The 15,006-nt window shown below is 73.5% G+C and carries 14 protein-coding genes and 1 tRNA gene; 10 read left to right on the top strand and 5 right to left on the bottom strand.

The features are described from left to right. Positions 1-403 precede the first annotated feature (403 nt). From ACGFZN_RS26840 to ACGFZN_RS26865, 6 genes are all read left to right on the top strand, one after another. Positions 404-688 carry a (2Fe-2S)-binding protein gene (locus ACGFZN_RS26840; RefSeq protein WP_393861248.1) on the top strand — a complete coding sequence of 95 codons (285 nt, stop codon included), beginning with the start codon at positions 404-406 and terminating at the stop codon, positions 686-688. Beyond that, entirely contained in the window at positions 685-2,094 is a 1,410-nt protein-coding gene (locus ACGFZN_RS26845; protein WP_393861051.1) for an FAD-dependent oxidoreductase, read from the top strand. The genes ACGFZN_RS26840 and ACGFZN_RS26845 overlap by 4 nt, the downstream gene beginning before the upstream one ends. A 115-nt stretch (positions 2,095-2,209) precedes the next feature. After that, positions 2,210-3,106, top strand: coding sequence for a dihydrodipicolinate synthase family protein (locus ACGFZN_RS26850; RefSeq protein ID WP_393861052.1), 897 nt, complete (start codon positions 2,210-2,212; stop codon positions 3,104-3,106). A 28-nt stretch (positions 3,107-3,134) separates the two neighbouring features. Next, the gene (locus ACGFZN_RS26855) at positions 3,135-4,136 is read left to right on the top strand and encodes a proline racemase family protein (protein ID WP_393861053.1); all 1,002 of its coding nucleotides are present in this window, start codon (positions 3,135-3,137) and stop codon (positions 4,134-4,136) included. 24 nt (positions 4,137-4,160) lie between these two features. After that, positions 4,161-4,859: a GntR family transcriptional regulator gene (locus tag ACGFZN_RS26860; RefSeq protein ID WP_393861054.1), complete on the top strand. Its 699-nt coding sequence runs from the start codon at positions 4,161-4,163 to the stop codon at positions 4,857-4,859. A 173-nt stretch (positions 4,860-5,032) separates the two neighbouring features. Beyond that, on the top strand, positions 5,033-6,445 hold the full coding sequence (locus tag ACGFZN_RS26865; protein WP_393861055.1) for an amino acid permease: 1,413 nt from the start codon (positions 5,033-5,035) through the stop codon (positions 6,443-6,445). A 49-nt stretch (positions 6,446-6,494) separates the two neighbouring features. Here the strand turns inward: ACGFZN_RS26865 and ACGFZN_RS26870 are convergent, their stop codons facing one another. Both ACGFZN_RS26870 and ACGFZN_RS26875 read right to left on the bottom strand, forming a co-directional pair. Then, entirely contained in the window at positions 6,495-7,184 is a 690-nt protein-coding gene (locus ACGFZN_RS26870; RefSeq protein ID WP_393861056.1) for a response regulator, read from the bottom strand. Then, the gene (locus ACGFZN_RS26875) at positions 7,184-8,848 is read right to left on the bottom strand and encodes an ATP-binding protein (protein ID WP_393861057.1); all 1,665 of its coding nucleotides are present in this window, start codon (positions 8,846-8,848) and stop codon (positions 7,184-7,186) included. The genes ACGFZN_RS26870 and ACGFZN_RS26875 overlap by 1 nt, the downstream gene beginning before the upstream one ends. Before the next feature lie 236 nt (positions 8,849-9,084). Between ACGFZN_RS26875 and ACGFZN_RS26880 the strand changes: the two genes are divergently transcribed. Genes ACGFZN_RS26880 through ACGFZN_RS26890 form a run of 3 tightly spaced genes read left to right on the top strand, consistent with a single transcriptional unit; the run spans position 9,085 to position 11,966 of the window. Continuing rightward, positions 9,085-9,945, top strand: a complete 861-nt coding sequence (locus tag ACGFZN_RS26880; protein WP_393861058.1) for an ABC transporter ATP-binding protein — start codon at positions 9,085-9,087, stop codon at positions 9,943-9,945. Then, positions 9,942-10,820, top strand: a complete 879-nt coding sequence (locus ACGFZN_RS26885; protein ID WP_393861059.1) for an ABC transporter permease — start codon at positions 9,942-9,944, stop codon at positions 10,818-10,820. Before ACGFZN_RS26880 ends, ACGFZN_RS26885 begins: the two co-directional genes overlap by 4 nt. A gap of 57 nt (positions 10,821-10,877) precedes the next feature. Beyond that, positions 10,878-11,966 carry an ABC transporter substrate-binding protein gene (locus tag ACGFZN_RS26890; protein WP_393861060.1) on the top strand — a complete coding sequence of 363 codons (1,089 nt, stop codon included), beginning with the start codon at positions 10,878-10,880 and terminating at the stop codon, positions 11,964-11,966. A 66-nt stretch (positions 11,967-12,032) separates the two neighbouring features. Here the strand turns inward: ACGFZN_RS26890 and ACGFZN_RS26895 are convergent. Continuing rightward, a tRNA-Pro gene (locus tag ACGFZN_RS26895) sits at positions 12,033-12,106 on the bottom strand. 45 nt (positions 12,107-12,151) lie between these two features. Beyond that, positions 12,152-13,579, bottom strand: coding sequence for an MFS transporter (locus ACGFZN_RS26900; protein WP_393861061.1), 1,428 nt, complete (start codon positions 13,577-13,579; stop codon positions 12,152-12,154). Between the two features lie 202 nt (positions 13,580-13,781). On the opposite strand from ACGFZN_RS26900, the gene ACGFZN_RS26905 reads away from it, so the two are divergent. Next, positions 13,782-14,360 (top strand): TetR/AcrR family transcriptional regulator, encoded by a 579-nt coding sequence (locus ACGFZN_RS26905; RefSeq protein ID WP_393861062.1) that lies wholly within the window; start codon positions 13,782-13,784, stop codon positions 14,358-14,360. Between the two features lie 54 nt (positions 14,361-14,414). Here the strand turns inward: ACGFZN_RS26905 and ACGFZN_RS26910 are convergent, their stop codons facing one another. Then, positions 14,415-14,930 (bottom strand): hypothetical protein, encoded by a 516-nt coding sequence (locus ACGFZN_RS26910; protein ID WP_393861063.1) that lies wholly within the window; start codon positions 14,928-14,930, stop codon positions 14,415-14,417. Between the last annotated feature and the right edge of the window lie 76 nt (positions 14,931-15,006).

Consider the following 15,006-nt stretch of genomic DNA (forward strand, 5'->3'; position numbering starts at 1 on the left):
GCGGACCCCCGCCCCTCGGCCACACCACGGCGCCGACTCCGCCGACCCGACCCGCGCCCCTGAGCAACACCACGCCGCCGACTCCCCCGAGCCGGACCGATCCCGTCGGCCGCACCGGCCGGCCGACTCCCCCGAGCGGACCCCCGCCCCTCGGCCACACCACGGCGCCGACTCCGCCGACCCGACCCGCGCCCCTGAGCAACACCACGCCGCCGACTCCCCCGAGCCGGCCCGATCCCGTCGGCCACACCGGCCGGCCGACTCCCCGGAGCCGACCCCCGCCCCTGAACCACAGCACGCCACCCACTCACCACCCCACCCGGCCCCCGCCCCTCAACCCCACCGCGCCACCGACTCCTCCGACGCTGCCCGTGCCGGGTGGCGGCAACGTGCGGCCGATCCCCTGGAGTTGGCCCAGGCCCGGCCGGGCGCGGCCTTCAACGTCACCTTCGACGGCCGCGTCCTGGCCGCCCTCCCCGGCCAGACGGTCGCGGCGGCGCTGTGGGCGGCGGGGGTGACGTCCTGGCGCAGCACCCGCGGCGGCGGCCGGCCGCGCGGGGTCTTCTGCGGGATCGGGGTGTGCTTCGACTGCCTGGTGACGGTCAACGGCCGGGCGAACCAGCGGGCTTGCCTGGCGCCCGTACGGCCCGGCGATGTGATCCGCACGCAGGAGGGGACGGGACGATGACGGAGCCGGCGCATCTCTGCGTCGTCGGGGCGGGCCCGGCGGGGCTCGCGGCAGCGCTGGCGGCGGCCGCCCGGGGCGTGCGGGTCACCCTCGTCGACGCGGACGGGCAGGCGGGCGGCCAGTTCTACCGGCAGCCCGCCCGGGCCTTCGGCGCCCGCCGCCCCCAGGCCCTCCACCACCAGTGGCGCACCTGGGAACGGCTCCGGGACGGCCTGGAAGCGCACCTCGCCGCCGGGCGGATCACCCACCTGAGCGATCACCACGTCTGGTGCGTCGAACGGAAGCCGGGCTTCTCAGAGCGAGAGCCGGACTCCTTCGCGGTCCATGCCCTGCGCGGCCCGGCGCAGGAGGAGGGCGTCACCGTCCGCGCCGGCGCCGTGCTGCTCGCCACCGGCGGCTACGAACGCGTGCTGCCCTTCCCCGGCTGGACGCTGCCCGGCGTGGTCACGGCGGGCGGGGCGCAGGCCATGCTCAAGGGCGGGCTGGTGCTGCCCGGCCGCACGGTCGTGGTGGCCGGCACCGGGCCGCTGCTGCTGCCGGTGGCCACGGGGCTCGCGGAGGCGGGCGCGCGGGTGGCGGCGCTGGTCGAGTCCGCCGGACCCGGAGCCGTGGCGCGCCGGTCGCCGGCCCTTGCCGCCGAGCCCGCCAAGCTCGCCGAAGCCGCCTGGTACGCGGGGCGGTTGCTGCGGTACCGGGTGCGCACGCTGACCCGGCACACCGTGCTGGAGGCGCACGGCGCCGGCCGGCTGGAGGCGGTGACCGTCGCCGCGCTGGAGCGGGACGGCCGGGTACGGCCCGGCAGCGCGCGCCGCATCCCCTGCGACGCCCTCGCCGTCGGCCACGGCCTGCTGCCGCACACCGACCTCGCCGAGACCCTGGGCTGCACCCTGGCCGGCACGGCCGTACGCGTCGACGACGAGCAGCGCACCGACGTGCCCGGCGTCTGGGCCGCCGGGGAGGCCACCGGCATCGGCGGCGCGGCCCTCGCACTCGCCGAGGGCCACATCGCGGGCCGCTCGATCGCCGCCCGGCTGCACGGCACCGCCCCCGATCCCCGCTCCTGGGCCGCCGCCGCGCGCGCCAGGGACCGCGGGCGGGCGTTCTCCGCGGCCCTGGAGACGGTGTACGCCCCTGCGCCGGGCTGGCCCGAGCGGATCACGGACGACACGGTGGTGTGCCGCTGCGAGGAGGTCACCGCCGGCCAGGTCCGCACGGCCTCCGGCACGCTCGGCGCGGGTGATCTGCGTACGGTGAAGCTGCTCACGCGGGCCGGGATGGGCTGGTGCCAGGGCCGGATGTGCGCCCCCGCGGTGGCCGGCCTGACCGGCTGCCCACCGAGCCCCGGCCGCCGCCCGTTCGCCCGCCCGGTACCGCTGGGCGTCCTCGCCGGCCTCCCGGACGACTGACGCACCCGACAGGGCCCGCCACTCCCCCGGCCACACTCACTCCCCCGGCCCGAACTCTGTCCACCGATCACCCGCCTCAGTACCATGTCACACATCACCGGATTGGGGACCGCAGATGACCCACCCGCAGCACCGCCCATGGCGCGGCGTTCTCGTCGCCACCGCCCTCCCCCTGCGCGAGGACCTCTCGATCGACTACGACCGCTATGCCGAGCACTGCGCGTGGCTGGTGGCGGAAGGCTGTGACGGCGTCGTGCCGAACGGCTCGCTCGGCGAGTACCAGGTGCTGACGCCCGTGGAGCGCGCCCGGGTGGTGGAGACGGCCGTCGCGGCGGTCGGCGGGGAGCGGGTGATGCCGGGCGTCGCCGCGTACGGCGCGGCCGAGGCGCGGCGCTGGGCCGAGCAGGCGGGCGAGGCAGGCTGCGCGTCGGTGATGCTGCTGCCGCCCAACGCGTACCGCGCCGACGAGCGTTCCGTCCTCGCCCACTACGCCGAGGTCGCCCGCGCGGGCCTGCCCGTGGTGGCGTACAACAACCCCGTCGACACCAAGGTCGACCTGGTGCCCGAACTCCTCGCCCGGCTGCACGGGGAGGGCCACATCCACGGCGTCAAGGAGTTCTCCGGCGACGTCCGCCGCGCCTACCGGATCGCCGAACTCGCCCCCGGACTGGACCTGCTGGCCGGTGCGGACGACGTCCTGCTGGAGCTGGCGGTGGCCGGCGCCCAGGGCTGGGTGGCGGGTTACCCGAACGCCCTGCCGCGGGCCTCGGCCGAGCTGTACCGCGCCGCGAGCAACGGGGACCTCGCCACCACGCTTCCGCTGTACCGGCGGCTCCACCCGCTGCTGCGCTGGGACTCCCGGGTGGAGTTCGTGCAGGCGATCAAGTTGTCCATGGACGTCGTCGGCCGGTACGGCGGCCCGGTGCGCCCGCCGCGCATGCCGCTGCTGCCCGAGCAGGAGGCCCAGGTCCGGGCCGCCACCGAGAAGGCCGTCGCCGCGGGCCTCGCATAGGCCCGCGCTCGCACGAGGGAGCCGGAACATGCGCAGCAAGCTCGTCCTGCACGCCGTCGACTCGCACACCGAGGGCATGCCGACCCGGGTGATCACCGGCGGGATCGGCACGGTGCCGGGCGCGACGATGAACGAGCGGCGGCTGTACTTCCGTGAACACCGGGACCACATCAAGCGGCTGCTGATGAACGAGCCGCGCGGCCACTCCGCGATGAGCGGCGCGATCCTCCAGCCGCCGGCCCGCCCCGACTGCGACTGGGGCGTGATCTACATCGAGGTCTCCGGATATCTGCCGATGTGCGGGCACGGCACCATCGGGGTGGCGACCGTGCTGGTGGAGACCGGCATGGTGGAGGTGACGGAGCCGGTGACCACCATCCGGCTGGACACCCCGGCGGGCCTCGTGGTCGCCGAGGTGGCGGTGGAGAACGGCGCCGCGCGCGACGTCACCCTGCGGAACGTGCCGTCGTTCGCCGTCGCCCTGGACCGTGAGATCACCCTGCCCGACGGCCGTACGGTCGCCTACGACCTCGCCTACGGCGGCAACTTCTACGCGATCCTGCCGCTGGAGGCGTTCGGGCTGCCCTTCGACCGGGCCCGCAAGGACGACATCCTGGCGGCCGGTCTGTCGCTGATGGCGGCGATCAACTCGGAGGCGGAACCGGTGCACCCGGAGGACCCGTCCATCCGCGGCTGCCACCACGTCCACCTCTACGCGCCCGGCGCCACCGCCCGCCGCTCGCGGCATGCGATGGTCATCCATCCGGGCTGGTTCGACCGCTCGCCGTGCGGCACGGGCACCAGCGCGCGCATGGCCCAGCTGCACGCACGCGGCGAACTGCCGCTGCACACCGAGTTCGTCAACGAGTCGTTCATCGGCACGCGCTTCACCGGACGGCTCCTCGGCACGACGCGGGTCGCGGGGCTCCCGGCGGTCCTGCCCAGCTTCACGGGCCGCGCGTGGATCACCGGCACCGCGCAGTACCTGCTCGACCCCACCGACCCCTTCCCGGAGGGCTTCGTCCTCTAGGCCGTCCTCTAGACTCCCGGGGTGATGCGTGACATGGCACCGGACACGGGAGGCGCCCGGGTCCCCGCCCTCCCCCGGCTGGGCGGCCGGCGCAGCAGCTACCGCGAGCGGGTCGCCGACGCGCTGCGCGCCGCGCTGATCGCGGGCGAGCTGCGGCCGGGCGAGGTCTACTCCGCGCCCTCGCTCGCCGCCCGCTTCGGCGTCTCGGCGACACCGGTGCGGGAGGCGATGCTGGACCTGGCCAAGGAGGGTCTCGTCGACACCGTGCCCAACAAGGGCTTCCGGGTCACCGTCGTCTCCGACAGGCAGCTGGACGAGTACACGCACATCCGCGGCCTGATCGAGATTCCGACGGTGGCCGCCCTGGCCCGCACCGCCGACCGGGTCTCGCTGGAGGCGCTGCGCCCGGCGGCCCGCGAGATCGTCACCGCGGCCGCGGCCGGCGACCTGATCGCCTACGTGGAGGCCGACACCCGCTTCCACCTCGGTCTGCTCGCCCTCGCGGGCAACGCCCACCTGGTCGAGGTGGTCGCCGACCTGCGCAAGCGCTCCCGTCTCTACGGCCTGACGGCCCTGGTGGAGGCCGGCCGGCTGCTCGCCTCGGCCGAGGAGCACCTCGAGCTGCTCGACGCCCTGCTGGAGCGGGACGACAGGGCCGTCCACGCGATCATGACCCGGCATCTGGGCCATGTGCGCAGCCTGTGGGCGGACGGCGAGGACTAGGACCGGCGCGCCGGACATCTCACGGCGCAAAGGCCGCAGCAGCGCACTTTTTCCGCGATCGGCCGCCCCGGACGGCACAAGAGGCGGCGATTTTGCGGTGGGCCGGGGTGTCCCGGACCATGGCAGCGTCCCGGCGATCCTGGGACATCTGTTCGATGAGAGGCGCACCACCCATGCACGTCACCGGAACCGCCCCGCAGCCGGCTCCGGCCACCTCCGAGACCCGCAGGGCCGTCGTCGAGGACCCGCACCCCACCGACCCCGGAAAGCATGCCCGCCGCTTCGGCCTGCCGGTCGCGACCGCGCTGGTCATGGGCAACATCATCGGCGGCGGCATCTTCCTGCTCCCCGCCTCCATCGCCCCGTACGGCACGGTCAGCCTGGTCGCCTTCGGGGTACTGACCGTGGGCGCCATCGCGCTCGCCCTGGTCTTCGGCCGGCTCGCCGCGCGCGACCCCCGTACCGGCGGCCCCTACGTCTACGCCCGCGAGGCCTTCGGCGACTTCGCCGGGTTCCTGGCCGCCTGGGCGTACTGGATCACCACCTGGGTGTCGAACGCGGCGCTCGCCGTCGCCGCCGTCGGCTACCTGGACGTGCTGATCCCGGTCGGCCACCACAAGTGGTCCGCGTGCCTGGCCGCCCTGCTCCTGCAGTGGCTGCCGGCCCTCGCCAACTTCGCCGGCACCCGGTACGTGGGCGCGGTGCAGCTGGTCTCGACGGTGCTGAAGTTCGTGCCGCTGCTGCTCGTCGCGGTCGGCGGGCTGTTCTTCTTCGACCCGTCCCGGCTCGGGCCGTTCAACGCCGGCGGGCACAGCGCGGTCGGCGCGATCTCCGCCTCCGCCGCCCTGCTCCTCTTCTCCTACCTCGGGGTGGAGTCCGCCGCCGTGAGCGCGGGCGAGGTCAGGGACGCCCGCCGCAACGTGGGGCGGGCCACCGTGATCGGCACCGCGGGCGCCGCGCTGGTCTACCTGCTGGGCACGCTGTCCGTCTTCGGCACGGTCGCGCACGACCGGCTGGTGACGTCCACGGCACCCTTCTCCGACGCGGTGAACACCATGTTCGGCGGCAGCTGGGGCGGTACGGCGGTGGCGCTGGCGGCGCTGGTGTCCATGACCGGGTGCCTCAACGGCTGGACCCTGCTGAGCGCCCAGACCCCGTACGCGGCCGCCCGGGACGGTCTGTTCCCGGCCGCGTTCGCGCGGCGCCGCCGGGGCGTGCCGACGGTGGGCGTCGCCGTCACCGTCGTGCTGTCGTCCCTGCTCACGGTCTACAACTACCTGTCGGGTTCGGCGAAGGTCTTCGACGTCCTGGTCCTCGTCACCACGTTCACCGCGACCGTGCCGTACCTGCTGGCGACGGCGGCGCAGCTCTTCCACCTGGTCTCCGGCAGGTCGGTGGACCGCGGGCGGCTGGTGCGCGACTCGGTGATCACCGTGATCGCGGCCGTGTTCTCCGTCTGGCTGATGGCGGGCGCCGGTTATGCGGCGGTGTACCAGGGGGTGCTGTTCCTGTTCGCCGGCATCCTGGTCTACGCGGTGATGGCCGCACGCCGGCAGCGCGGGCCCGCGGAGACGGACACGCCGTGAACCTCCGGCCACGGGTCCGCCCGGCCCGCGGCCGGGCCCCGGCGCCGGTTCACGAGACGGTCCGGTACAGGTGTTCCGGGCGCCCGGTCGCGCCGTAGCGCAGCTCCAGGCGGACCATGCCCTCCTTGACGAGGTAGGACAGGTAGCGCTGGGCCGTGGCGCGGGAGACTCCGGTGAGTTCGGCCGCCTCGGCCGCCGAGACCGGTCCCGTCGCGGCCCGCAGCGCCTGGTGGACCAGGCTCAGGGTGGGCGCAGAGTGCCCCTTGGCCGGCACCCTTGGGACGGCGGGCGGCCTGGCGGCGCTGAACAGCGCGTCCACGTCGGCCTGCTGGGTCTCGGCGGCCGGGCCGAGCACCTCCACGCGGTGCTGCAGCTCGCGGTAGGCGGTGAGCCGCTCGCACAGGTCGGGCGAGCCGAACGGCTTGACCAGGTAGCCCACGGCGCCGAGCTTCATGGCGCCGCGCACCGACTCGATGTCCCGGTCCGCCGTGATCATCAGGACGTCGGGGCGGGCCCCGCCCTCGTCCCCCGACAGCCGGCGCAGCACGTCGAGCCCGTTGCCGTCCGGCAGGAAGACGTCGAGCAGCAGCAGGTCGGGGCGCAGGGTCCGGACCGCCTCCAGTGCCTCGGCGACGGTCGCCGCCTCGCCGACCACGCGGAAGCCGGCGACACGGCTCACGTACTCGCTGTGGATGTGGCTCACCCGGAAGTCGTCGTCCACGACCAGGGTCCGGATCATCAGCGCTCGCCTCCCACCGGCAACGCCGTGGTGAACAGTGCGCCCCGCGGCGCGGTGGCCGCCTCGGGCAGGGGCAGTACGACGGTGAAGACCGCGCCGGGTCCCTCGCTGACCGTGATGGTGCCGCCGTGCCGCTGCACCAGCCGGTGCACCAGGGCCAGTCCCAGACCGCGCCGGGCCGTGCCCCGTTCCGGCCGGGTGGACCAGCCGTCCTCGAAGATCGACTCGACCGCGTCCGGCGGGATGCCGGGGCCGGTGTCCGCAACCCGGACCCGTACCTCGCCGGGGGTCTCGGTCAGCGTGAGCCGCACCTCGCGGCCGGCCGCCGGGCGCGGCCCCTCGCCGGCCGCGTCGACCGCGTTGTCCAGCAGGTTGCCGACGATGGTCAGCAGCCGATGCAGGTGCGGCGGGTCCTGGCCGAGGGCCGAGTCGCCGGTCAGCTCGATGCGGATCCCGCGTTCGGCGGCGACCGTGGTCTTGGCGACGATCAGTCCGACCATCAGGGAGTTGCCGATCCGCTTGCGCACGGACTCGGACAGGGCCTGTCCGGCGCCGGCCGTGCCGACGGCGAACTCGTAGGCGTCGTCGTACTCCCCGATGTCGAGCAGGCCGGCCAGGGTGTGCATGCGGTTGGTGAACTCGTGCTGCTGGGCGCGCAGCGCGTCGGTCAGGCCCCGCACGGAGTCCAGCTCGCGCAGCAGCCCGACCAGCTCGGTGCGGTCCCGCACGGTGACGACGGCGCCGAGTTCCCGGCCGTGCAGGGTCACCGGCATGCGGTTGACGACGAGGCAGTGCTCGTCGGTCAGGACGCTGACGTCCGCGCCGGTGAGGGTGCCGTCCAGGGCGCGGCGCAGCCGGCCGTCGGGCAGCACCTCCTCGACGGTGCGGCCGAGCGCGGTGCCGAGGCCGAGCAGCCGGCGGGCCTCGTCGTTCACGACGGTGATCCGTCCTTCGGGGTCGAAGGCGACGACGCCCTCGCGGATGCCGTGCAGCATCGCCTCGCGGTCCTGCAGCAGTCCGGCGATCTCCTCCAGCTCGAGCCCGAACGTGGTCCGCTTCAGCCGCCTGGCCAGCAGGTACGCGGCCGCGGCGCCCAGTGTGGTGGCGATCGCGGCGTAGAGCCCGAAGGTGGGCAGCTCGCGCCACAGCTCGCTGAGCACATGCCGTTCCGGGATGCCCACCGACACCTCGCCGACCAGCTTGTGCGTCGGACCGTACAGCGGGGCCTTGCCGTTGGCGGAACGTCCGGTCGCGCCCTGGTCGGTGCCGACGTGCGGCCGGCCGTCCAGTGCCACGAGCGGCTCGGCCACGGGCGAGCCGACCAGCTGGGGCATGGGGTGCGAGTGGCGGACGCCGTGCAGGTCGATCACCACCACGTACGACGCGCCGGACGCCCGGCGGATCCGCTCCGCGGCCCGCTGCACCGTGCCGCCCTCGTCGCCGTTCTCCATGGCCCGCCGGATCTGCGGGTCTGCGGCGGCGGTCTGGGCGATGCCCACGGCCCGCTCCTCGTAGGTGCGGTCGAGCGCGGAGCGCTGCGCGAAGGCGAACAGGACGAATCCGATGGCGCCCGTGAGCGCCAGGATGGCGAGCTGGCTGGCGAGGATCCGCGCGGAGAGTCTCCTCCTCCCGCCGCGCCCGGTCCACTGACGGATGGGTGTCACAGGTGCCTCTTCGTCTCTGTCCCGCAGGGTGCCGGGCCGGCCCTGAGCCGGACCCGTGGTGGCGTGATTGTGCCTGATGGCCGAAACCCTGCCCAGCCCCGTTCCACTGAGCAGAACGAGCAGAACCCCGGTCAACGCGGCTTTCGCGGGATACCTGGGAAACAGCGACGTCACACCGTGTGACCTCTAGCGTCTGCCTTCCTCGACCCCCGAGGTGTGGAAGGAGACGGCCTCACATGGCTTCGCGCAACGACGTCGCGAAGAGCCCGATCGCCGGTGCAGCGGAGCGCGGGGACGCGCGCATCGAGATCTCCGGGCTCACCAAGCGATTCCTGACCCCTGCCGGTGAGGTGTTCACGGCGCTCCAAGGCGTCTCGTTCACCGTCGAGCCGGGCCAGTTCTGCGCCGTGGTCGGCCCGACCGGCTGCGGCAAGTCGACCACGCTGAGCATGGTCTCCGGGCTCGACCGGCCCAGCGAGGGCTCGGTGACGGTCGGCGGCCGTGCGGTGGACGGCATCACCGACGGCGTCAGCTTCATGTTCCAGGCGGACGCGCTGCTGCCCTGGAAGACGGTCCTCGGCAATGTGCTGATGGGCCCGGTCTTCCGCGGCGTGCCCAAGCAGCAGGCGCAGGCCTCGGCGCGGGACTGGCTGCGCCGGGTGGGCCTGGCCGGCTTCGAGGACCGCTATCCGCACCAGCTGTCCGGCGGCATGCGCAAGCGCGTGGCGATGGCCGCCGCGCTGATCAACGAACCCAAGATCCTGATCATGGACGAGCCGTTCGGCGCCCTGGACGTGCAGACCAAGGCGATCATGTCCACCGAGCTGCTGGACCTGTGGGAGCAGATCCGGCCCTCCGTCATCTTCATCACCCACGACCTGGACGAGGCCGTGGCGCTCGCCGACCGGGTGGTGGTCATGACCTCCAGCCCCGGCTCGGTCAAGGCCGTCTTCGACATCGACCTGCCACGGCCGCGCGGCTCGGTGCAGGAGATCCGCTACCAGCCCCGCTTCATCGAACTGCAGCACCAGATCTGGGACACGCTGCGCGAAGAGGTGGAGCGCGCCTACGCACGCACCGCAGGAGGAAAGGCATGAGCACGACGTCCACCGCTTCCGCCGTCCCGGTCGCCGACGGCGGCCAGGCCTCGGCCGCGGCCGCCGCCCGACGGGCCGCACGGCGCCGCGTGACGCTGGTGTGGGCGGGCCGCATCGGCCTCGCCGCCTTCGTCGTCGGCGGCTGGCAGGCCTTCACCGCCTGGGGCCTCGTCGACCCCTTCTTCTTCGGGCAGCCGTCCGGAATCGCCCGGCGGCTGGTCGACCTCTTCCGGAACGGCACCGAGTTCGGGTCCTTCTACGCCAACATCTGGACCACCATCCAGGAGGCCCTGGCCGGCTTCGCCGTCGGCGCCGTCACCGGGGTCGTGTTCGGCGTCGCGCTCGGGCAGAGCCGGTATCTGTCCGACGTCCTCGGCCCCTACATCAAGATGGTGAACGCGATCCCGCGCATCGTGCTCGGCTCGATCTTCATCGTCGCCTTCGGCATCGGCGTCACCCCGAAGATCCTGCTCGCCGCCGTGCTGGTGTTCTTCATCGTCTTCTTCAACGCCTTCCAGGGCGTGCGCGAGGTCGACCGCAACATCCTCGCCAACGCCCGGGTGCTCGGCGCCTCGCAGCTGCAGATCATCCGGCACGTCATCGTGCCGTCCGCGCTGACCTGGATCATCGCCAGCCTGCACAGCGCGTTCGGCTTCGCCATCGTCGGCGCGCTCGTCGGCGAGGTGCTCGGCGCGCAGAGCGGCCTCGGCCTGGTCATCAAGACCGCGCAGAACAACTTCGACCCCAACGGGGTGTTCGCCACGATGCTCGTCATCGCGGTGATCGTGCTCGGCGCCGAGTGGCTGATCGGCAAGCTCGAACACCGGCTGCTCTCCTGGCGCCCGCCGGCCCCCACCGAGGCCAACTCCCTCTGATCCCCCCTCACCCGAGTCCTACGAGATCTTGAGTCCTACGAGATGAATCGAGCCGCCATGTCCAAGAGAACCCTCACCGCGTCCGTCGTCACCGTGCTCGTCCTCGGTGCGGCCACCGCCTGCTCCGGCAGCGGTTCCGCCGGCTCCGCCTCGGGCGGCTCCGGCGGCACGCCGACCGTCCGGCTGATGGTCGGCGGCATCGACAAGCAGATCTACCTGCCGTACCAGCTCGCCCAGAACCTCGGCTTCTACAAGAAGTACGGCGTCGACGTCGTCCTGAGCACCGAGCAGGACGGCGGCACCGGCGCCGAGGACGCCATGGCCTCGGGGCAGGTGGACATGGCGGGCGCCTGGTACAACCACACGATCGACTTCCAGGTGAAGGGCAAGGCGGTGGAGGACGTCGTCCAGCTGTCCGGCGCGCCGGGCGAGCGGGAGATGTGCGGCACCAAGAGCGGGGTGCACTCGGCCGCGGACTTCAAGGGCAAGACGCTGGGCGTCACCGACCTCGGCTCGGGTACCGACACCCTCACCCAGTTCCTGGCCGCCAAGAAGGGCGTCAAGACCAGCGACTTCCACCGGATCGGGGTCGGCGCGGGCTCCACCGCCATCGCCGCGCTGCAGAACGGCAAGGTGGCCTGCGTGATGACGACGCAGCCGACGGTCGCCGCGATCGAGAAGAAGGGCGTCGGCTACTCGGCGGTCGACGTCGCCACCACCGCCGGGGCCAAGGCGGCGACGGGCGGCGCGTGGCCGGCCGCGGGTGTCATCGCCCGTACCGACTGGGTGAACGCGCACAAGGACGCGGTGCAGAGGGTCGTCGACGCGCTGGTGGCGACCATGCACTGGATCGACAAGCACAGCGCGGCCGACATCGCCGGCAAGCTGCCGCAGTCGTTCGTGCAGAACCAGCTGGTGACCAAGGCCGACTACATCTCGGCGCTGACCCAGGACAAGGGGCAGTTCCTCCCCGACGGCATCATGCCGGCCGGCGGCCCGAAGAACGTCCTGGCCACGGAGGAGCTGGTGGGCCACGCGACCTCGAAGGTCGACCTGGGCACCACGTTCACCAACGACTTCGCCCTCAAGGCCAACAAGAAGGAGGGCTTCACCACGACCACGGCCCCGGCGGGCACGGCCGGGTGAACACCCGCCACACGCGGGCGGGCGGCCGTGCCGGATCACTCCGGCACGGCGCCCGCCCGCGTCACGTCGGGACGACAGGATTTGAACCTGCGACCCCTTGACCCCCAGTCAAGTGCGCTACCAAGCTGCGCCACGTCCCGTCGCGCTCCCACGCGGGGCGTCCCGCGTGATCACGCAGGTCAACCTTATCGCACCCGTGCGGGTTCCCGTGCCGCCCCCGGGGTGGCGGAGTGCGTCGTGCGCGCGGGGCGGCGGGCCGGGACGAGGAGGGCGGCGCCGGCCGCGGCCAGGCAGAGCAGGGCGAGCAGGGCCCAGCCGTGGGTGTAGCCGGAGGCGTAGGGCAGGCCGGAGGGCTGGAGGCGGCCGGTGACCAGGACGCTGGTGACCGCGGCGCCGATGGAGCCGCCGATGGTGCGGATGTTGGCGTTCATGCCGGTCGCGGCGCCGGTCTGCTCGGGCGGGACGCTGCCGACGACGAGGTTGGCCATGGAGGCGAAGGCCAGTCCGATGCCCAGGCCGAACAGGCCGGCGACGACGGCGATCTGCCACTGGGCGTCGTGCCAGAGGGTGAGGAACCCGCAGGCCAGCGCGCCGAGTGCGGCGCCGGCGGTGAGCAGCGCCTTGGCGCCGACGCGGGGCTCGAGCCGGCCCGACAGGACCCCGGAGAGGAACATCGCCAGCAGCATCGGCAGCATGAGCAGGCCGGAGGCGGTGATGCTCGCGCCGAAGCCGTAACCGGCCGCGGACGGCGTCTGGACGAAGCCCGGCAGGAAGGACCAGATGGCGTACATGCCCGCGCCGAAGAGCAGGGCGGCGGCGTTGGTGGTCCACACGGCGGGCAGCCGCATCACACGCAGGTCGATCAGCGGGGTGCGGGAGCGGGCCTCGGCCGTGAGCCACGCGGCGAACAGCACCACGGCGGCGGCGAACAGGCCGAGCACTTTCGGCGAGCCCCAGCCCCACTGCCCGGCCTGGCTCAGCGGCAGCAGCAGGGCCACCAGCCAGGCGGAGAGCAGCCCGGCGCCCAGCCAGCCCACCTTCCCCTCGGCCCGCCTGGGGGACTCGGGGACACAGGCCACGGCGATCAGGACCGTCGCGGCGACGATCGCCACGGGGATCCAGAACAGCCAGCGGTAGTCGAGCGCGGAGACGATCGGCCCAGCGGCCACCATGCCGACGCCGCCGCCCGCGGCGATCACCGCGGAGAGGTTGCTGATGCTGCCGCTGACCTGGGAGGGCGCGAACTCGTCGCGGATGATGCCGAAGGACAGCGGGAACAGGGCGCCGCCGACGCCCTGGACGACGCGGGCGACGACGAGGACGCCGATGTTCGGGGCGAGCGCGGCGACGAGGCAGCCGGCGAGGACGGCGAGCAGGACGCCGACGAGCGTGCGTTTGCGGCCGGCGAGGTCGCCGACCCGGCCGAGGATCGGGGTGAAGACCGAGGCGGACAGCAGATACGCCGTCATCACCCAGGTCGCGTTGGACTGGGAGGTGTGCAGGGCGTGCTGGACGGTCGGCAGGGCCGGCGCGATCAGCGACTGCAGCATGGAGAACACGCCCGCGCCGGTCGCGAGGACGGCGAAGGTGAGGCGGGTGGACTTGCGGGGCATGAGGGAGCCTCTCCGGAAGGGAGTGCTGGGGATGACCGAGGGGTGCGAGGGGTGCGAGGGCCGCCGGGCACGTCCGGCCAGGGCGGCGCCGCCCTCCCACTGCTAAAGTGGAGGTACCCCTCCACTCTAGCGGAGGTGAGCCTCCGGTTCAACCGAAGCGGATGCATGGCTCCGGTTCATCGATTCCCTCTGGGAGGCAGCAGTGACGGCCACGCCGTTCCCCGTCGGCGAGCTCGTGGCGGCCCGCCGGCCGCGCCGCAAGGACGCCGCCCGCAACTACGACGCCCTGCTCGCCGCCGCCCGCGAGGCGTTCGCGGAGCACGGCTCCGACGCCTCGCTCGAGGACATCGCCCGCCGCGCCGGGGTCGGCATCGGCACGCTCTACCGGAACTTCCCCACCCGCCGCGACCTCTTCGAGAGCGTCTACGCCGACGAGGTCGCCGCCCTGTGCCGGGCCGCCGAGGAGGTCGCGGACCTGGAGCCGTGGGAGGCGCTGACCGCCTGGCTGGACCGGTTCTCCGGCTACATGGTCACCAAGCGCGCGGTGCGCGAGGCGCTGAACGACGAGTCGGAGATCTTCCAGACCTGCCGCGACTCCATGTACGCCGCCGGGGGCCCGCTGCTGGAGCGCGCCCAGCGGGCGGGCGTCGCCCGTACGGACATGGACTTCACCGACCTGCTGCGGATGATCGCCGGCATCACCGCCACGGCCTTCGACGACGACGCCCAGCGCGACCGGGTCCTGGCGATCGCCCTGGACGGGGTGCGCACCGGCCGCTGAGAGCCGGGCCGCTGCCGCGTTCCTGCTTGACGGGCGCGCTTGACGGGCGCGCGCCTACTTGATGAGCGCGTTCGCCACCACCACGAACACCCCGAGCAGCGCGTCCCCGGCGCCCATGAAGACCGCCATCGGCCAACTCCGGGCCGACCAGCGGGCGGTGATCAGCCCCAGGGCGAAGAGGATGACGATGTTGAGGGCGAACACCGGATACTGGACGCCGTTCGGCGGCCACCAGCCCCACCCGGCGCCCGCGAGCAGGAACACCGTGGGCAGCGAGGCCACGACCAGCGGCCACTCGTCCCGCAGCGCGCGCACTACGTCCCACCGGCGGTGCGGGGTGCGTTCGGCGATGTAGTGGGCGTAGCCGTGCGCGAGCGCGGAGGCGAGGGCGGTCACCAGGAGCCACACGGCGTCGTAGCGGCGGCCGGCGGCGGTCGTACGGCCGTACTGGCTGAGCGCCGCCACCATCGAGCTGGCGAGGACGGCGCCGTACACCCCGCCGAACAGGACGGCCTCGCGGGTGTCGTGCCGCCGGGGCGGTGCCGTGCCGACCGCCGGAGAGTCAGCCATACCCCCACGATCACCCGCACCGCGCCGCCCCGCCATTCCAGCCGGCCCGACGAAGTGTCCTCCCACCAGCCCCGAT

The organism is Streptomyces sp. NPDC048192 (assembly GCF_043202415.1).
In the GTDB taxonomy this organism is placed as follows: domain Bacteria; phylum Actinomycetota; class Actinomycetes; order Streptomycetales; family Streptomycetaceae; genus Streptomyces.